The 16,176-nt window shown below is 67.8% G+C and carries 15 protein-coding genes and 1 rRNA gene; 15 read left to right on the top strand and 1 reads right to left on the bottom strand.

Features of this window, described 5'->3' with window-relative positions; all coding sequences use genetic code 11:
- Positions 1-33: 33 nt before the first annotated feature.
- From B5G02_RS08410 to B5G02_RS08360, 11 genes are all read left to right on the top strand, one after another.
- Positions 34-324, top strand: a complete 291-nt coding sequence (locus B5G02_RS08410; protein WP_241146208.1) for a hypothetical protein — start codon at positions 34-36, stop codon at positions 322-324.
- A gap of 380 nt (positions 325-704) precedes the next feature.
- The gene (gene atpB / locus B5G02_RS08405) at positions 705-1,502 is read left to right on the top strand and encodes a F0F1 ATP synthase subunit A (RefSeq protein WP_019240048.1); all 798 of its coding nucleotides are present in this window, start codon (positions 705-707) and stop codon (positions 1,500-1,502) included.
- A gap of 98 nt (positions 1,503-1,600) precedes the next feature.
- On the top strand, positions 1,601-1,792 hold the full coding sequence (locus tag B5G02_RS08400; protein WP_019240047.1) for an ATPase: 192 nt from the start codon (positions 1,601-1,603) through the stop codon (positions 1,790-1,792).
- Between the two features lie 33 nt (positions 1,793-1,825).
- Positions 1,826-2,428 carry a F0F1 ATP synthase subunit B gene (atpF, locus tag B5G02_RS08395; protein ID WP_019240046.1) on the top strand — a complete coding sequence of 201 codons (603 nt, stop codon included), beginning with the start codon at positions 1,826-1,828 and terminating at the stop codon, positions 2,426-2,428.
- A gap of 10 nt (positions 2,429-2,438) precedes the next feature.
- On the top strand, positions 2,439-2,912 hold the full coding sequence (gene atpH / locus B5G02_RS08390) for an ATP synthase F1 subunit delta (protein WP_019240045.1): 474 nt from the start codon (positions 2,439-2,441) through the stop codon (positions 2,910-2,912).
- Positions 2,905-4,521, top strand: a complete 1,617-nt coding sequence (gene atpA / locus B5G02_RS08385; protein ID WP_019240044.1) for a F0F1 ATP synthase subunit alpha — start codon at positions 2,905-2,907, stop codon at positions 4,519-4,521. The genes atpH and atpA overlap by 8 nt, the downstream gene beginning before the upstream one ends.
- Before the next feature lie 4 nt (positions 4,522-4,525).
- Positions 4,526-5,437 (top strand): ATP synthase F1 subunit gamma, encoded by a 912-nt coding sequence (atpG, locus tag B5G02_RS08380; protein WP_019240043.1) that lies wholly within the window; start codon positions 4,526-4,528, stop codon positions 5,435-5,437.
- Positions 5,434-6,891 (top strand): F0F1 ATP synthase subunit beta, encoded by a 1,458-nt coding sequence (atpD, locus tag B5G02_RS08375; protein WP_019240042.1) that lies wholly within the window; start codon positions 5,434-5,436, stop codon positions 6,889-6,891. Before atpG ends, atpD begins: the two co-directional genes overlap by 4 nt.
- Positions 6,892-6,893: 2 nt before the next feature.
- The gene (gene atpC, locus B5G02_RS08370; protein ID WP_094335891.1) at positions 6,894-7,286 is read left to right on the top strand and encodes an ATP synthase F1 subunit epsilon; all 393 of its coding nucleotides are present in this window, start codon (positions 6,894-6,896) and stop codon (positions 7,284-7,286) included.
- A gap of 84 nt (positions 7,287-7,370) precedes the next feature.
- Positions 7,371-8,654: a UDP-N-acetylglucosamine 1-carboxyvinyltransferase gene (murA, locus tag B5G02_RS08365; RefSeq protein ID WP_094335890.1), complete on the top strand. Its 1,284-nt coding sequence runs from the start codon at positions 7,371-7,373 to the stop codon at positions 8,652-8,654.
- A gap of 11 nt (positions 8,655-8,665) precedes the next feature.
- Positions 8,666-9,862, top strand: a complete 1,197-nt coding sequence (locus B5G02_RS08360; protein WP_094335889.1) for an LCP family protein — start codon at positions 8,666-8,668, stop codon at positions 9,860-9,862.
- Between the two features lie 89 nt (positions 9,863-9,951).
- On the opposite strand, the gene pepT is transcribed toward B5G02_RS08360, so the two are convergent.
- A complete protein-coding gene (pepT, locus tag B5G02_RS08355) occupies positions 9,952-11,202 on the bottom strand; it encodes a peptidase T (protein WP_094335888.1) in 1,251 nt (416 codons plus the stop codon).
- Positions 11,203-11,416: 214 nt separating this feature from the next.
- On the opposite strand from pepT, the gene B5G02_RS08350 reads away from it, so the two are divergent.
- The 4 genes from B5G02_RS08350 to B5G02_RS08335 all read left to right on the top strand — a co-directional run.
- Entirely contained in the window at positions 11,417-11,848 is a 432-nt protein-coding gene (locus B5G02_RS08350) for a metal-dependent transcriptional regulator (protein WP_094335887.1), read from the top strand.
- Positions 11,849-12,745: a homocysteine S-methyltransferase family protein gene (locus B5G02_RS08345; RefSeq protein WP_094335886.1), complete on the top strand. Its 897-nt coding sequence runs from the start codon at positions 11,849-11,851 to the stop codon at positions 12,743-12,745. It abuts the gene before it with no gap.
- Between the two features lie 161 nt (positions 12,746-12,906).
- Positions 12,907-14,319, top strand: a complete 1,413-nt coding sequence (locus B5G02_RS08340) for a phosphoglucomutase (RefSeq protein ID WP_094335885.1) — start codon at positions 12,907-12,909, stop codon at positions 14,317-14,319.
- Positions 14,320-14,766: 447 nt separating this feature from the next.
- Positions 14,767-16,176: ribosomal RNA gene (locus B5G02_RS08335) — 16S ribosomal RNA — on the top strand; the annotation flags it as partial.

The following is a 16,176-nucleotide window of genomic DNA, read 5'->3' as shown; positions in this document are numbered from 1 at the left end:
GATGGGAGGGGAGGCGCGGTGCCGGAACTCGATTTGGCTCAACAGTGGCCCGCGGCCGTCGTGGGCGTCATCACCGGCCTCCTCGCCTTCGCCCCGCTCGCGCTCGCGGTCGTGCCCGTCATGTCGCGGCGGCGCGCGGCGAACATGGTCATGGGGATGGTGGGCGTGGCATCGTCGTTCGCCATCCTGTTCCTGGGCGTGCTCGTCGCATGGGTCGTGGGGCGCGACGCCTTCCTTGCGTACTTCCTGGGCGAGCTCGTGGGGTTCGTGGGCAGCATCATCGCCCTCTCCCTCGCCGCCATCGCCCGCGGCGATTTCTGGTAAGCCGCCTTCCCCGTCCCCGGCGCCCGCCCTCGCCCTCCCGCGCCGAGCACACGCGCCCACGCGGCCGAAAAACGTGTGGCAAGTATGTGATTTTGCAACATTTGGCCAGCTAGTTTAGCCACGAAAACACCTTGACTTTGGGGGGCGGCAGACTAATATATGGTGAGCCTGAGCCTATGCCCTCGTGCAGGGGCTTCGTCGGGTACCGGATGCGGCGACGCCGCCTCCCCGACGTCTCCATGCTGGCGGCATGCGCTCGCGCCCGGTGTCCCGCCGGGCGGGTACATAGCATTTCAGGGAACGGTTCGGCGACGTCGGGCACCTCGCCGGCCGTGGAAACCCTTCGGCGCCGGCGCGCCGGTGGATAGGAGAGTGTGATTTTGGACGCGTTTTCCAAGCTGCCCGAGGCGATCAACGAGCTCGTCGCCGAGTTCTCTTCGGATCCGGTCTTCGGCACGCTCGACGCGGGTCTCACCCAGTACTCGCTTTGGCTCCTCATCGCCGCGGTCGTGCTCTTGATCATCGTCGGCGTGTTCGTGAAGAAGCAGACGCTCGTTCCCAAGGGCGTGTTCGTCAACGGCGTCGAGTACGTGGTCGAATATGTCGAGAACGACGTGGCCAAGGGCGTGGTCGGCACGGATTGGCGCCGGCACTTCCCGTTCCTCGCCACGATCTTCTTCTTCATCCTCGTGAACAACTTCATCGGCCTCATCCCGGGCATGAAGCCGGGCACGGGCGCCATCGGCTGCACCGCGGCGCTCGCCCTCGTGACGTTCATCTACTTCATCTACTTCGGTTGCAAGAAGCACGGGGTCCTCGGCTACCTCAAGAGCCTCGCGCCCGCGGGCGTCGCGTTCCCCATGAACGTGTTCGTGTGGGTCATCGAGGTGTTCTCGCTTTTGCTGCGCCCCATCACGCTGGCCATCCGTCTGTTCTGCAACATGTTCGCCGGGCACATCGTCATGGGCTCGTTCTCCCTCATGGCCACGATCTTCGCCCAGCCGCTCTTGGAGCACTTCACTGCCATGAACGCGGTGGGCGCGCTCCCGAGCATCGCATGGCTGCTCATCTTGCTCATCATCTACGTCGTCGAGTTCATCGTGGCGTTCGTGCAGGCGTACGTGTTCACCGTCCTGGCCGCGGTCTACATCCAGATCGCGGAGGCGGATGCCCACTAGCGCGCCCGGCGCGCCTAAGAGGTGACCCGGGCGGCGAGCGCCGCCCCGTCCATAGGTTGGAGTCCCGCGCCATACCGGCGCATGACAAAGGAGGAATTGTGGGAGTTATCGGATACGGTCTCGGTGTTATCGGTGCCGGCCTTGCCATCGGCCTTGCGGCGTTCGGCGCCACGAGCGCCATGGCGCGTCAGCCCGAGGTTCAGGGCCGCGCGTTCACGGTCTTCATCCTGGCGTCCGCCTTCACCGAGGCACTCGGCCTCATCGGCTTCGTCGTGACCCTCATTGCCTAGGAACGCCCCAGCGTGTGGCATAAGGAGCACATCATGAAGTTCACACATCGCATTGCCGGCGTCGCCGCGACCACCGCGTGCGCCGCGCTCTGCGCTCCGGTCTCGGCGTTTGCCGAGGAGGCGGGCGGTGCGAGCATCCTCATCCCCAAGATGGCGGAGTTCGTCCCCGCGCTCATCGCGTTCCTCATCATCTGGGTCGTCCTGGCGAAGGTCGCCTGGCCGCAGATCCTCGCGATGATGGATGAGCGCAGCAAGCGCATCGAGGAGAGCCTCGATGAGGCCGAGCGCACCAAGAAGCAGGCCATCGCGGACCGCAAGGCGTCGGACGACATGCTCACCGACGCGCGCCGCCAGGCTGCGGACATCGTGCTCGCGGCTCGCCAGGACGGCGAGGCCGAGCGCCAGCGCATCGTGGCCGCCGCGCACAAGGAGGCCGAGGCGATCATCGCCAAGGCGCATCGCACGGTCGAGGACGAGCGCCAGGCGCTCTACGCCGACGCGGCCGCATCCATCGCGGATCTCTCCGTGTCGGTGGCGTCCAAGATCGTCGAGAAGACGCTGGACGAGGATGGCGAGCAGCGCCGTCTCATCGAGCGCTACATCAAGGAAGCGGGTAGCCTGAATGCCAGCAACTAGCCGCAGGGAGATGAGGGTTCTCGAGACCTATGCGCGCGCATTGCTCGAGGCCGCGAAGACCGAGGGCCGCGTGTTCGAGGACCTGAAGCACCTCGACGCGATCGCCTCCTCGGCTCCCGAGGTCATCGAGGTGCTTCGGACGCTCGTCGAGCGCGACCAGCTCGACCTGCTGCCGAAGATCGCCGAGACGTACCGCGCCATGACGGAGGAGGACGCCGACATCGTGGGCGTGACCGTCACGACGGCGGTGCCGCTCGATGAAGACCTCCGTGCCGACATCACCAAGCAGCTCGAGGGCGAGCTCGGCACGCAGGTGTTCCTCATCGAGCGCGTGGACCCGTCCATCATCGGCGGCATCGTGCTCGAGATGCGCGGCCAGCGTCGCGACATCTCGGTCAAGACGCAGCTCCGCGCGGCTCGCGAGTCCCTTTCCTCCGTCCATCTGGACGACGAATCGCATGGAGGTGAAACCGCCCATGTCTGAGAAGATCGACGCGCAGTCCATCGCGCGCGCCCTCGCCGATAGGCTCGATAGCCTGGCGGCGACCGTCGACACCCAGGAGGTGTCCCACGTCGACGAGGTCGGCGACGGCATCGCGCGCGTCTCCGGCTTGCGCAACGCCATGGCCGGCGAGCTCTTGGAGTTCAAGAGCGTCGAGACGGGTGGAACCGTGTACGGCCTCGCGCAGAACCTTGACCGCGACGAGGTCGGCGCCGTGCTCTTCGGCGAGGTCGACACCATCGCCGAGGGCGACGAGTGCCGCACCACCGGCCGCATCATGGACATCCCCGTGGGTCGCGGCATGCTCGGCCGCGTGGTGAACCCGCTCGGCCAGCCCATCGACGGCCTGGGTGACATCCGCACCACGCACCGCCGCCCCATCGAGTTCAAGGCGCCCGGCGTCATCGACCGCACGCCGGTGTGCGAGCCGCTCCAGACGGGCTTGCTCGCCATCGACGCGATGATCCCCATCGGCCGCGGCCAGCGCGAGCTCATCATCGGCGACCGCAAGACGGGCAAGACCGCCATCGCCATCGACGCCATCATCAACCAGCGCGGTAAGGGCATCATCTGCATCTACGTCGCCATCGGCCAGAAGGCCTCCACGGTGGCGAACATCCGCGAGACGCTCTCGAAGCACCAGGCGCTCGATTACACGGTGATCGTCTCGGCCACCGCCGCCGACTCCGCGCCGCTGCAGTACATCGCCCCCATGGCGGGCGCCGCCATCGGCGAGTTCTTCATGTACAACGGCCGCGACGGCAAGCCGGCGAGTGCCGAGAACCCGGGCGGGCACGTGCTCGTGATCTACGACGACCTGTCCAAGCAGGCCGTGGCGTACCGTCAGATGTCGCTCACGCTGCGCCGCCCGCCGGGACGCGAGGCCTACCCGGGCGACATCTTCTACCTGCACTCGCGCCTGCTCGAGCGCTCCTGCAAGCTCTCCGAGGAGCACGGCAGCGGTTCCATGACCGCCCTGCCGCTCATCGAGACGCAGGACGGCGACGTCTCGGCGTACATCCCCACGAACGTGATCTCCATCACCGATGGCCAGATCTACTTGCAGAGCGACCTGTTCTTCCAGGGACAGCGCCCCGCGGTGGACGTGGGCATCTCGGTGTCGCGCGTGGGCGGCGCCGCCCAGACCAAGGCCATGAAGCAGGTCGCGGGCAACCTGCGCCTCGACCTCGCTGCCTACCAGGAGCTCCAGGGCTTCGCGCAGTTCGGCAGCGACCTCGACGCCACCACGCAGAAGCAGCTCACGCACGGCTCGCGCATGACCGAGCTTTTGAAGCAGCCGCGCTTCAAGCCGTTCGACGTGGCCGAGCAGATCGTGGCGCTCTATGCGGGCAACGAGGGCTACCTCGACGACCTGCCGCTCTCCCAGGTGATCCCGTTCCGCGACGAGCTCCTGGAGCAGATGCGCAACTCGTTCGGCCCGGTGCTCACGCGCCTGCGCAGCGAGAAGATCGAGGGCGACCTCAAGGGACGTCTCGACAACGCCATCCGCGATTTCAAGACGCAGTTCGTGTCCAAGCACGCGGTCGACTCCGCGTCTGCGGACGACGAGCCCGGCGCAGAGGAGCGCTAACCCCATGGCGAACCTTCGCGACATCAGGAAACGCATCTCGTCGGTTCAGAGCACCGAGCAGATCACGCGCACGATGGAGATGGTCTCGACGGCTAAGATCCGCCGTGCCCTCGATCGCTCGGTGCAATCCGAGCCCTACAAGGAAGCGCTCACCGATGTCATGCTCACGGTGGCGCAGGACGCCGAGGTCGCGGGCAGCAACCCCATGCTCAAGCGCCGCGAGACCATGAAGCGCTGCCTCGTCATCGCCGTCGCGTCCGACCGCGGCCTCGCGGGCGGCTTCAATGTGTCGGTGACGCGCGAGGCCGAGAAGCTCATGGCCTCGTGGAACCGCCTGGGCGCGGAGGCCCAGATCATCACCTGCGGCCGCCGCGCGAGCGACTACTTCCGCAACCACCCGGGCCTCGTGATGCACTTCGCGGGCACTTCGGCGGACCCGGACCTGCAGCAGGCGCGCATGATCTCGAGCTACGTCTGCCGCGAGTACGAGGCCGAGAAGCTCGACCGCGTGGTCATCGTCTACCATCACGCGAAGAACCGCGTGGACCAGGAGCTGCGCGTCGAGACGCTGCTGCCGCTCGACCCCGAGGCGATCGCGATGGCGCACGGCCCGCGCAAGAACACGGGCGAGGGGCCGGAGCGCGTCTCGTCCTCGTTCAAGTTCGTGCCCTCGGCCGAGCACGTGCTGGGCGAGCTCGTACCGAGCTACATCCTGACCGTCATCCACCAGGCGCTCATCGACTCCGCCGCTGCCGAGCAGGGCGCGCGCCGCAAGGCCATGCACTCGGCGACCGAGAACGCCACGGCGATCGTCGCCACGTTGACGCGTACGTACAACCGCGTGCGCCAGGCATCCATCACCACCGAGATCAACGAGATCGTGGGCGGTGCCTCAGCATTGGAGGAACAGCAATGATTGACCCGAGCATGAAGACGGCCATCGAGGAGGCCGGACAGGTCCGCTCCGCCGGCTCCGGCCGCATCGTGCGCATCATCGGCGCCGTGGTGGACGTGCAGTTCACCGGCCAGGTGCCCGGCATCTACAACGCGCTCACCGTCGAGGCCGACACCCCGATGGGGCACATCAGCACGGTCCTCGAGGTCGAGAGCCAGCTGCCGGGCGGCGTGGCCCGCTGCGTGGCCATGACCTCCACGGACGGCCTGCAGCGCGGCCTCGAGGCGGTGGACACCGGCGAGCCCATGAAGATGCCCGTCGGCCCCGAGACCCTCGGCCGCGTGTGGAACGTGCTGGGCAAGCCTGTGGACGGCAAGCCCATGCCCGAGGTGGAGGGCTATTACCCCATCCACCATCCCGCGCCGCACTTCGACGAGCTCACCACCCAGACCGAGATCTTCGAGACGGGCATCAAGGCCGTCGATCTGCTCGAGCCCTACATCCGCGGCGGCAAGACGGGCCTCTTCGGCGGCGCCGGCGTGGGCAAGACGGTGCTCATCCAGGAGCTCATCAACAACCTCGCGCAGGAGCACAACGGCACGTCGGTCTTCACCGGCGTGGGCGAGCGCACGCGCGAGGGCACCGACCTCTACCTCGAGATGACCGAGTCGGGCGTCATCGACAAGACCTGCCTGGTCTACGGCCAGATGAACGAGCCCCCGGGAGCGCGCCTGCGCGTGGGCCTCGCCGGCCTCACCGCGGCCGAGTACTTCCGCGACCGCGGCCAGGACGTGCTGCTGTTCATCGACAACATCTTCCGCTTCTCGCAGGCGGGCTCCGAGGTCTCGGCCCTGCTGGGCCGCATGCCCTCCGCCGTGGGCTATCAGCCCACCCTCGCCACCGAGATGGGCGACCTGCAGGAGCGCATCACCTCCACCAAGACCGGCTCCATCACCTCGGTGCAGGCGGTCTACGTGCCCGCCGACGACCTCACGGATCCGGCGCCGGCCACGACCTTCACCCACCTCGACGCCCAGACGGTGCTCTCGCGCTCCATCGCGGCGCTCGGCCTCTACCCGGCCATCGACCCGCTCGCATCGAGCTCCGACGCGCTCGACCCGAGCATCGTGGGCGAGGAGCACTACCGCGTGGCGGTGAAGGTGCAGGAGATCCTGCAGGAGTACTCCGACCTGCAGGACATCATCGCCATCCTGGGCATGGACGAGCTCTCCGAGGAGCAGCGCCTCACGGTCGACCGCGCCCGCAAGCTGCAGCAGTTCCTCTCGCAGTCGTTCCACGTGGCCGAGAAGTTCACCGGCAACCCCGGTGTGTACATCCGCGTCGAGGACACCGTGCGAAGCTTCGCCGCCATCGTCGACGGCGAGTGCGACGACATCCCCGAGCAGGCGTTCCGCTACGCCGGCACCATCGACGACGTGCGCGAGCGCGCTGAGAAGATGAAGGCGAGCGAGTAGCCATGCGTGTGCGCATCGTATGCCCGGAACATAACGCGTACGAGGGCGAGGCCGTGTTCGTGGCGCTGCCCACGACCGACGGCGAGCTGGGCGTCGCCCCGCTCCATGCGAGCGAGATCTGCTCGGTGGCCTCGGGGTACGTGCGCCTGTGCGACGAGCGTATGGGCGAGGTGAGCCACACGTTCGCCGTGGATGGCGGTTATGCCGAGATCACGGGCGACGAGGTGGTCATCCTGGCCGAGCGCGCCAAGGACATGGCGTCCGTCTCGCCCGACGAGGTGCGCGAGCGCCTGCGCGGATTTGAAGAACAATTGGGCAATTTGTCCGCAGATGATGCACGCCGCGCATATCTCTATAATGAAATCGCATGGTGCAAGCTGCTGTGCTCGAAGTAGCGCGCTGCTTACCCCACGAGTGAATGCGAACGTGCCATGCCCGGAGCCGCATCGGTTCCGGGCATGGTTGTGAAAGGCGGCTTTGTGAACATCATCCGCGTCCATGGCGGGCATGCCCTTGAGGGGGCCGTCGAGGTCTCCGGGGCGAAGAACTCCGCGTTGAAGCTCATGGCGGCGACGCTGCTCGCGCCGGGCGCAACGACGCTCACCAACGTCCCCAACATCTCCGACGTCCATGTGATGGGCAAGGTACTCAAGGGGCTGGGCGTGCGCATCGACGTGCTCGATGAGCACACGCTGCGCATCGACACCTCCACGGCCGATAGCTGGGAGGCGCCGTACGAGCTCGTCGCGAAGATGCGCGCCTCGACCGCCGTCATGGGACCCCTGCTCGGTCGCTTCGGCCGCGCGAAGATCGCCATGCCGGGCGGCTGCAACCTCGGCGCCCGCAAGATCGACATGCATATCCTCGGCCTCGAGGCGCTCGGCGTGAACTTCGACACCGATCACGGCTACATCCATGCCGCCGCGCCTGACGGCCTCACCGGCTCCATGGTCTCGCTCGAGTTCGCGAGCGTGGGCGCCACGGAGAACCTCATCATGGCGGCCGTCCGCGCCCGCGGCACGACGATCATCGACAACGCCGCGCGCGAGCCCGAGATCGTCGATCTGGCGAACATGCTCAACGAGATGGGCGCCAAGATCACGGGTGCCGGCACGCCGGTCGTCACGATCGAGGGCGTCGAGGAGCTGCATCCCGTGGAGCACCGCGTGATCGGCGACCGCATCGAGGCGGGCACCTTCGTGGTGGCGGCCGCCCTCGCCGCCGGCGACGCGGGCGTGGAGGTCCTGGGCTTCAGCCCGGTCCATCTGGGCATGGTGTTCAAGAAGCTCGAGCTCATGGGGCTGCGCTACGAGCGCCTCGAGAGCGGCGTGCGCGCCTGGCGCATCGACCGCCCGGCGCCCACGGACATCCAGACGCTTCCGTTCCCCGGCTTTCCCACCGATATGCAGGCGCAGGTCATGGCGCTCGCCGCGCTGGCCGACGGCGTCTCGGTCATCACGGAGAACATCTTCGAGAACCGCTTCATGTTCGCGTCCGAGCTCGTGCGCATGGGCGCGAACATCCGCATCGAGAGCCATCACGCCATCGTGCACGGCGTCGAGCGCCTCTCCGGCGCCGAGGTGGTCTCGCCCGATCTGCGCGGCGGTGCCGCCCTCGTGCTGGCGGGCCTCGTGGCCGACGGCTTCACCGACGTCTCGGCCACGCACCATATCCGCCGCGGGTACGAGCGGTTCGTTGACAAGCTGACAGGGCTGGGGGCGAAGGTAGAAAGCCTGTCGCTACCCGATCCCGAGGACGATTAGGTAGGGTGCCCATGGGGATTCGCCATAAACGCGCGGTACAGCAGTCGAGGCAGACGTCCTCGGCCACCGCGAGCCGCATCTACAGCCGCAAGAACGTCTCGCGCTATTCCGAGCGCGCGCGGAAGCGCCGCAGGGGCAAGATCATCCGCCGCAGCATCGTGTGCACGCTGCTCATCATGCTCATCACCGCGGGCAGCGCGGTGGCGCTGTGGTTCAACAGCATCGTCGCGCGCCTGAACGACGCCGGCATCATCACCGACGAGCTCCGCGCGGTGCTCGTCGACTCCGACGTGGCCCGCGAGCCGTTCTACATGCTGCTGCTGGGAACCGATGGGCGCCCCGGCGAGGACACCTACCGCACCGACTCCATCATCCTGGCGCGCATCGATGCCACGACGCAGCAGGTCACGCTCATCTCCATCCCGCGCGACACGAAGGTCGAGTACAAGGGCAGCACGATGAAGATCAACGCGGTTTTCACGTACGGCCAGATGGATGACGGCAACGGCGCCGAGGAGATGGTCGAGGCCGTGAACGAGCTCTGCGGCGTCCAGATCTCGGAGTACGCGGAGATCAACTTCAGCGGCATGGAGACGCTCATCGACGCCGTGGGCGGCATCGACCTCTACATTCCCGAGGGCGACGCGGTCGAGGGCGACGAGCACCTGAGCGTGGACGTGCCTTCCGGCCAGCAGCATCTCGACGGCGAACACGCCCTCGCATTCGCCCGCTCGCGCTACCTCTACGCAGACGGCGACTACACGCGCATGCGCCACCAGCGCATGGTGCTTGGCGCGCTGGCGGACAAGATCTTGAACAGCCTCGATGTGAGCACCATCCCTGCGATCCTCGATTCGCTGGCCGACATGGTGCACACGTCGCTCTCCGTGAACGACATCATCGCGCTCGTGAACGCCATGCGCGGCATGGACACGGATTCCATGTACTCGGCGAACATCCCCTCCTGGGCGGGCGACGACACCTATATCGACGGCCAGAGCTACGTGTTCGTCTACGAGGACGCGCTGCGCGAGATGATGGAGCGCGTCGACGCCGGTGAGGACCCGCAGGGCCCGCAGACCATGGGCGAGGGCGGCGACAGCTCCGCGACCATCGGTGACCTTTCGGAGAACTCGAGCTCGGACTGGTCGAACGGAACCGCCACGACGAGCGACGACGCCGAGGCGGAGAGCACGGAATCCGAATAACGCCAGGCTGATAACATGGTGTCAGACACCTTTTTATCACCAAGGAGCAGCGGGCTGGGTGCGCAATCGTGCGCCCAGCCCGCCGCGTTTTATCGGGCGAAGCGCGCCACGAGCTCCTCGAGGACATCGACCATCGCCTCGAGCGACGAGACGGGGATGAACTCGTTGATCCCATGGAACGCGTAACCGCCGGTTGAGAGGTTGGGGCAGGGGAGCCCGCGGAACGAGAGCTGCGCGCCGTCGGTGCCGCCGCGGATGGGGAGCACACGCGGCTCGATGCCGGCGGCGGCGAAGGCCTCCTTCGCGCGCTCGATGAGCTCGGGGTGCGCGGAGACGACCTCGGCCATGTTGCGATACTCCCGGCGCACCTCCACGCGCACGCGCTCCGTGTCGAGCTCGGCGTTCAGGAACGCCGCTGCGCGCTCCATGAGGCCGATCTTCGCTTCGAACAGCCCCGCGTCATGGTCGCGCACGATGTAGCGGGCGCACGCGCGCTCGCAGGTGGCGGAGACCCCGAGCAGGTGGATGAAGCCCTCGTAGCCCTCGGTGTGCTCGGGGCGCATCGCGGCCGGCAGCATGGCATGGAAGGCGCAGAACAGGTTCGCGGCGTTCACCATGCGGTTCTTCGCGTCGCCGGGATGGATGGAGTAGCCCTGGAACGTGACGATGACCTCGCAGGCGTTGAAGCACTCCCATTCGAGCTCGCCAATGGGCCCGCCGTCGACGGTGTAGGCGAACGCGCAGCCGAACGCTTCCAGGTCGAGGAGGGCGGCGCCGTGGCCGATTTCCTCGTCCGGGCAGAAGCAGATGCCCAGCCGCGGGTGCGGTAGCTCCGGGTGCGCGGCCAGGCGCGCGACGAGCGCCATGATCTCGGCCACGCCTGCCTTGTCGTCCGCGCCCAGGAGCGTCGTGCCATCGGAGCAGACGAGGTCCTCGCCCACGAGCCCATCGAGCGCGGGGAGCTTGTCGGGGCCGATGGCGACGGGGTCGCCCGCATGCTCGCCGCAGACGAGGTCGCCGCCCATGTAGCGCACGACGTGCGGTTTCACGCCGCGGCCGGGCGCCGCCTCCGTGGTGTCGATGTGCGCGATGAGCCCGAGGGCGGGCAGATGCTCAGCGCCGGGGCTCGCCGGGACGTGCGCGGTCACGTAGGCGTGCTCGGAGACCGCGACGTCCTCGGCACCCAGTGCGCGCAGCTCGTCTGCAAGCAGGCGCGCGAGGTCGAACTGCTCCGGGGTCGAGGGGGTCTGGTCGGCATGGGCGTCGCTCGACGGCGTATCGACCTGCACGTAGCGCAGGAAGCGCTCGAGGACGTCGGACGGGGTGCGCTGGTCTGCCACAATAATGCTCCTTTCCCGCGGCGGGCGCCCGCCCGGGCGCCCCTTCCGCCATTCGCATAGCCCCACTCTAGCACGCGCTCCCGCCGGGGAGCGGCGAGCAGCGCGCCCGCTCGCCGCCCGTCGCCCCGTGCCGTGTGCGACTCCGGTGCAGCGGGGCAGACCGGCGGGGCGTTGGGGTACAATCGTGCGGAAATCACGACGATGGGAGCGTTTCATGGATACCACCGCGGCATCGCAGGAGCTGCATCTCACGATGTCGAACGAGGACTATCTCGAGTGTCTCGTCCGCATCGAGGAAGAGGGAGGGGCGACGGACGGCATGCGTTCCGTGGACGTGGCGTCGCGCCTCGGCGTCTCGAAGGCGTCGGTCAACAAGGCGATCACCGCGCTCAAGGCGCAGGGCCTCGTCGAGCAGTCCCACTACGGCAGGATCACGCTCACCGACCAGGGGCGCGAGATCGGCGATGCCGTGTGGCGCCGCCACCGCCTGCTCCGCGCGTTCCTCACCCAGGAGCTCGGGGTGGACTTCGACCGCGCCGATGCCGAGGCGTGCAAGATGGAGCACGCCCTCTCGGAAGACACCATGGAGCGCTGGCTCTCGTACCTGGAGCGCCAGGGCATCGCATTCGAAGACGGGCGATCCTAGATGGCGCAGGCGGATTACTTCGACCGCACGGGCGCCCGCGAGCTCATGGAGCGCTTGCAGGGCGAGACGCTCCTCATGCAGGGCCCCATGGGCACGATGCTCATGGGCGAGCCCGATGCGGAGGGCGTCCCCGCCGCCTTCTGGAACCTCGCCGAGCCCCAGGCCGTGCAGCGCCTGCACCGCCTCTACGCGGCGGCGGGCGCGCAGGTCATGCTCACGAACACGTTCCAAGCGTCCGCGCCGGCGCTCGAGCGTGACGGGGTCGCGCGCGACATGGCCGAAGTGAACCGCGCTGCCGTCGACAACGCGCGCGCAGCGGGAAGCCTCCCCGTCGTCGGCTCCATCGGCCCCTGCGGCATCGAATGGTTCCGCGAGGATTCCCCGGAGTACCGCGCAGCCCGCGCGGCGTACCGCGACCAGGCGCTCGCGCTGCTCACCGCGGGCGTCTCGGCCGTCATGCTCGAGACGTTCTGCTCCATCCGCGACCTCGGCCCTGCGCTCACGGGCGTGCGCGACATCGCGGACGGCATGCCGGTGCTCGTGAGCTTCGCGGTCGATGAGCGCGGTTGCCTTTTGGGGGACGGCCTCACCATCGAGGGTGCCGCGGTGTACGCCGAGCAGCACGGGGCCGGCTCGGTCGGGGTGAACTGCTGCTCTATCGAGGCGGCCGATGCCGCGCTCCCGCGCTTGCTGCGCGCGGCGCGCACCCCGGTCTCTGTGAGGCCGAACGCGGGGAACCCAACGCGCACGGAGGACGGCGCGCTCGTCTGGCCCGCCCCGGCGGAGCGCTTCGCCCAGGCATGCGTGCGGTGGCGGGACGCGGGCGCGCGCCTTGTGGGGTGCTGCTGCGGCGGCACGCCCGCTACGACCGCGGCCATGGCGGATGCACTTATATAAGATGCGATAGCCGCGCCAGCGCGCTTCCGCGAAGACGGTGTGCCGCGCACGGCGGCCATGAATGTTGGGTATATGGATGGTGCGGCACCGCGGCGCGGGGTCTTGGTTCCGCATGCTGCCTCACCGCATAACCGAAACAGCATCCAAGGAGTGCATGCTCGATGAGCACGATGATTCACCTGTCCGCCGACGGTTGGTACGCGCGCGTCGACGACGAGGCGATCGAGGTAGATCTCGCACGCATCGCCGATGCCGTCGGCGGGCTCTGGGCGCAGGCCACCCCGGGCGCCCTCGTCTACGTCGCGTTCGACACGCGCGCCGAGGCGGAGCGCCTCGCCTGCCTGGTGGGAAGGATCCTCGCCGGGCACGGGCTCGCCGCAAAGGTGTCCGACCGCTTCGCGCCCACCCCGGCGCTGGCCTGGACCGTGGCGCAGGACGCGCGCGCCTGCGGCGGCATCATGGTGACGGGCTCGCATCATCCATACGACTACCTGGGCGTGCGCATCTACGGGAGCGACGGCGTCGCGGTGACGCGCGAGGCGTCCGACGAGATCGAGCGCAACGTGTCCGCCGAGCCCATCGGCGTGTACGGGGGCATCCACCGCACCGACATCGTCACGCCCTACCTGGACGCGCTCTGCGCATCGGTGGACGGCGTCGCCATCGCGCAGGCAGGACTCTCGGTGCTCTACGACCCGCTCTACGGGGCCGGTCGCACCTATCTGCCCCAGGTCATGAGCGCGCTCGGCATCAACGTGGCCGAGATCCACGGCTCCGACGACGAGGACACCCTGGACGTGCACCCCGAGCCCGTCGAGCCCTGGGTGGACGATTGCGAGCGTGCGGTTATGGAGACCAATGCGTGCGCGGGCTTCGTCACCGATGGCGACGCCGACCGCCTGAGCGCCGTCGATGAGCGGGGGCGGTTCATCAGCCCACGCATGATCGCGACGCTCGTGCTCAAGCACCTCGTCGAACACCGCGGCCAGACGGGTCGCGTCGTCCTGGGCGTCGCGGCGTCGACGCTCACGCGGCGCATGGCGCGTTCGCTCGGCTGCCGCGTGACCATGAAGCCCACCGGGTTCGAACATATATATAAGGAAGCGTTGAAGGGCGACGTGCTGCTGGGCGTCGAGGGCCGGACGGGCATCTGCGTGCCCACCCATATGCTCGAGCGCGACGGGCTGCACATCGCGCTGGTGCTCTGCGAGCTCATGGCGGTCGAGGGCAAGCCGCTCGGGCAGATCGTCGACGAGGTCGAGCGGGAGTACGGCGCCATGGCCTACGCGATGCGCGACCTGCGCGTCGAGAACGAGGTGAGTGAGATCTTCCGCACGATGCTGCCGGGGCTCAATCCCCGCACCGTCGCGGGGCGCGCGCCGGTCGCGGTGAGCCACATGGACGGACTCAGGCTCGAATTCGAGGATGAGTCGTGGGTGCTCCTACGCCCGAGCCGCATGGATCCGGTGGTGCGCGTGTACGCGGAGGCTCCGACCGTGCAGGAACGCGATCAGCTGCTCGAGGCCGGGTGCGACATCGCGCGCGGCGAGGCGCTTGATAACGGCGTCTGCTAAGACCGGAGAAAGGTTTTCAAATTCATCACGGGTTCGGCGAGCGGTAGCAAATAGTAGACGAGCGTTTTCGAAACACTATATATAGTGGTCAAAACCACCGCACAGGGCTCAATTATGTAGGAGATGTGGAGGGGAGCATCCCCGCTTGCGCCCGCCGGGATTTCTGGCATTATATCTCCTTGCCGCGCGGCCGAGCGAGAGCCGCGCCGGCGCGTACCTTGGGAACCGGATACCGCGAGGCGCACGGAGGGGAGACCCGATGTGCGCGCTCGGAGGGGAGATGGCGGGAGCCATCTCCGGAATAGAATGTAGCGATGCACTCGAACCAGTACAGGGAAGAAGAGATATCTTCCCCGTCATCCAGGACATCGCCCAAACGGAATGGAATCCGATCGGCGTTTAAGCCGGCCGGAGCGGGCCTCGCGCCCGGCGCCCCCTCGGGGGCTCTGGACGGAGAGTTCGATCCTGGCTCAGGATGAACGCTGGCGGCGCGCCTAACACATGCAAGTCGAACGGCACCCACCTCCGGGTGGAAGCGAGTGGCGAACGGCTGAGTAACACGTGACCAACCTGCCCCCCGCACGGGGACAGCCGCGGGAAACCGCGGGTGATACCCGGTGGCCCCGGGCGGACGCATGTCCGCCCGGGCATAGCTCCGGCGGCGGGGGATGGGGTCGCGGCCCATCAGGTAGACGGCGGGGTGAAGGCCCACCGTGCCGACAACGGGTAGCCGGGTTGAGAGACCGACCGGCCAGATTGGGACTGAGACACGGCCCAGACTCCTACGGGAGGCAGCAGTGGGGAATCTTGCGCAATGGGGGGAACCCTGACGCAGCGACGCCGCGTGCGGGATGGAGGCCTTCGGGTCGTGAACCGCTTTCAGCAGGGACGAGACTGACGGTACCTGCAGAAGAAGCCCCGGCTAACTACGTGCCAGCAGCCGCGGTAATACGTAGGGGGCTAGCGTTATCCGGATTCATTGGGCGTAAAGCGCGCGTAGGCGGCCGCGCAGGCGGGGGGTCAAATGCCGGGGCTCAACCCCGGCCCGCCCCCCGAACCGCGCGGCTTGGGTCCGGCAGGGGAGGGTGGAACGCCCGGTGTAGCGGTGGAATGCGCAGATATCGGGCGGAACACCGGTGGCGAAGGCGGCCCTCTGGGCCGGCACCGACGCTGAGGCGCGAGAGCCGGGGGAGCGAACAGGATTAGATACCCTGGTAGTCCCGGCCGTAAACGATGGACGCTAGGTGTGGGGGGACGATCCCCCCGTGCCGCAGCCAACGCATTAAGCGTCCCGCCTGGGGAGTACGGCCGCAAGGCTAAAACTCAAAGGAATTGACGGGGGCCCGCACAAGCAGCGGAGCATGTGGCTTAATTCGAAGCAACGCGAAGAACCTTACCCGCGCTTGACATATGGGTGAGCCCGGGGAGACCCGGGGGCCGAGAGGAGCCCATACAGGTGGTGCATGGCTGTCGTCAGCTCGTGTCGTGAGATGTTGGGTTAAGTCCCGCAACGAGCGCAACCCCCGCCGCGTGTTGCCATCACTAAGCTGGGAACCCACGCGGGACCGCCGGCGCCAAGCCGGAGGAGGGCGGGGACGACGTCAAGTCATCATGCCCCTTATGCGCGGGGCTGCACACGTGCTACAATGGCCGGTACAGAGGGTTGCCACCCCGCGAGGGGGAGCGGATCCCGAAAGCCGGCCCCAGTTCGGACCGGGGGCTGCAACCCGCCCCCGCGAAGTCGGAGTTGCTAGTAATCGCGGATCAGCATGCCGCGGTGAATGCGTACCCGGGCCTTGTACACACCGCCCGTCACACCACCCGAGTCGTCTGCACCCGAAGCCGCCGGCCCAACCG

Source organism: [Collinsella] massiliensis, from assembly GCF_002161605.1.
Taxonomy (GTDB): domain Bacteria; phylum Actinomycetota; class Coriobacteriia; order Coriobacteriales; family Coriobacteriaceae; genus Enorma.
Note: the sequence above shows the minus strand (reverse complement) of the source record. Positions and strands in the feature narration are given on the sequence as shown.

Excerpts from the sequence above, each read along its gene's own strand:
- atpF (WP_019240046.1), top strand. The coding sequence starts at position 1,826 with ATGAAGTTCACACATCGCATTGCCGGCGTCGCCGCGACCACCGCGTGC.
- atpH (WP_019240045.1), top strand. The coding sequence starts at position 2,439 with ATGAGGGTTCTCGAGACCTATGCGCGCGCATTGCTCGAGGCCGCGAAG.
- atpA (WP_019240044.1), top strand. The coding sequence starts at position 2,905 with ATGTCTGAGAAGATCGACGCGCAGTCCATCGCGCGCGCCCTCGCCGAT.
- atpG (WP_019240043.1), top strand. The coding sequence starts at position 4,526 with ATGGCGAACCTTCGCGACATCAGGAAACGCATCTCGTCGGTTCAGAGC.
- atpD (WP_019240042.1), top strand. The coding sequence starts at position 5,434 with ATGATTGACCCGAGCATGAAGACGGCCATCGAGGAGGCCGGACAGGTC.
- atpC (WP_094335891.1), top strand. The coding sequence starts at position 6,894 with ATGCGTGTGCGCATCGTATGCCCGGAACATAACGCGTACGAGGGCGAG.
- B5G02_RS08360 (WP_094335889.1), top strand. The coding sequence starts at position 8,666 with ATGGGGATTCGCCATAAACGCGCGGTACAGCAGTCGAGGCAGACGTCC.
- B5G02_RS08350 (WP_094335887.1), top strand. The coding sequence starts at position 11,417 with ATGGATACCACCGCGGCATCGCAGGAGCTGCATCTCACGATGTCGAAC.
- B5G02_RS08345 (WP_094335886.1), top strand. The coding sequence starts at position 11,849 with ATGGCGCAGGCGGATTACTTCGACCGCACGGGCGCCCGCGAGCTCATG.
- B5G02_RS08340 (WP_094335885.1), top strand. The coding sequence starts at position 12,907 with ATGAGCACGATGATTCACCTGTCCGCCGACGGTTGGTACGCGCGCGTC.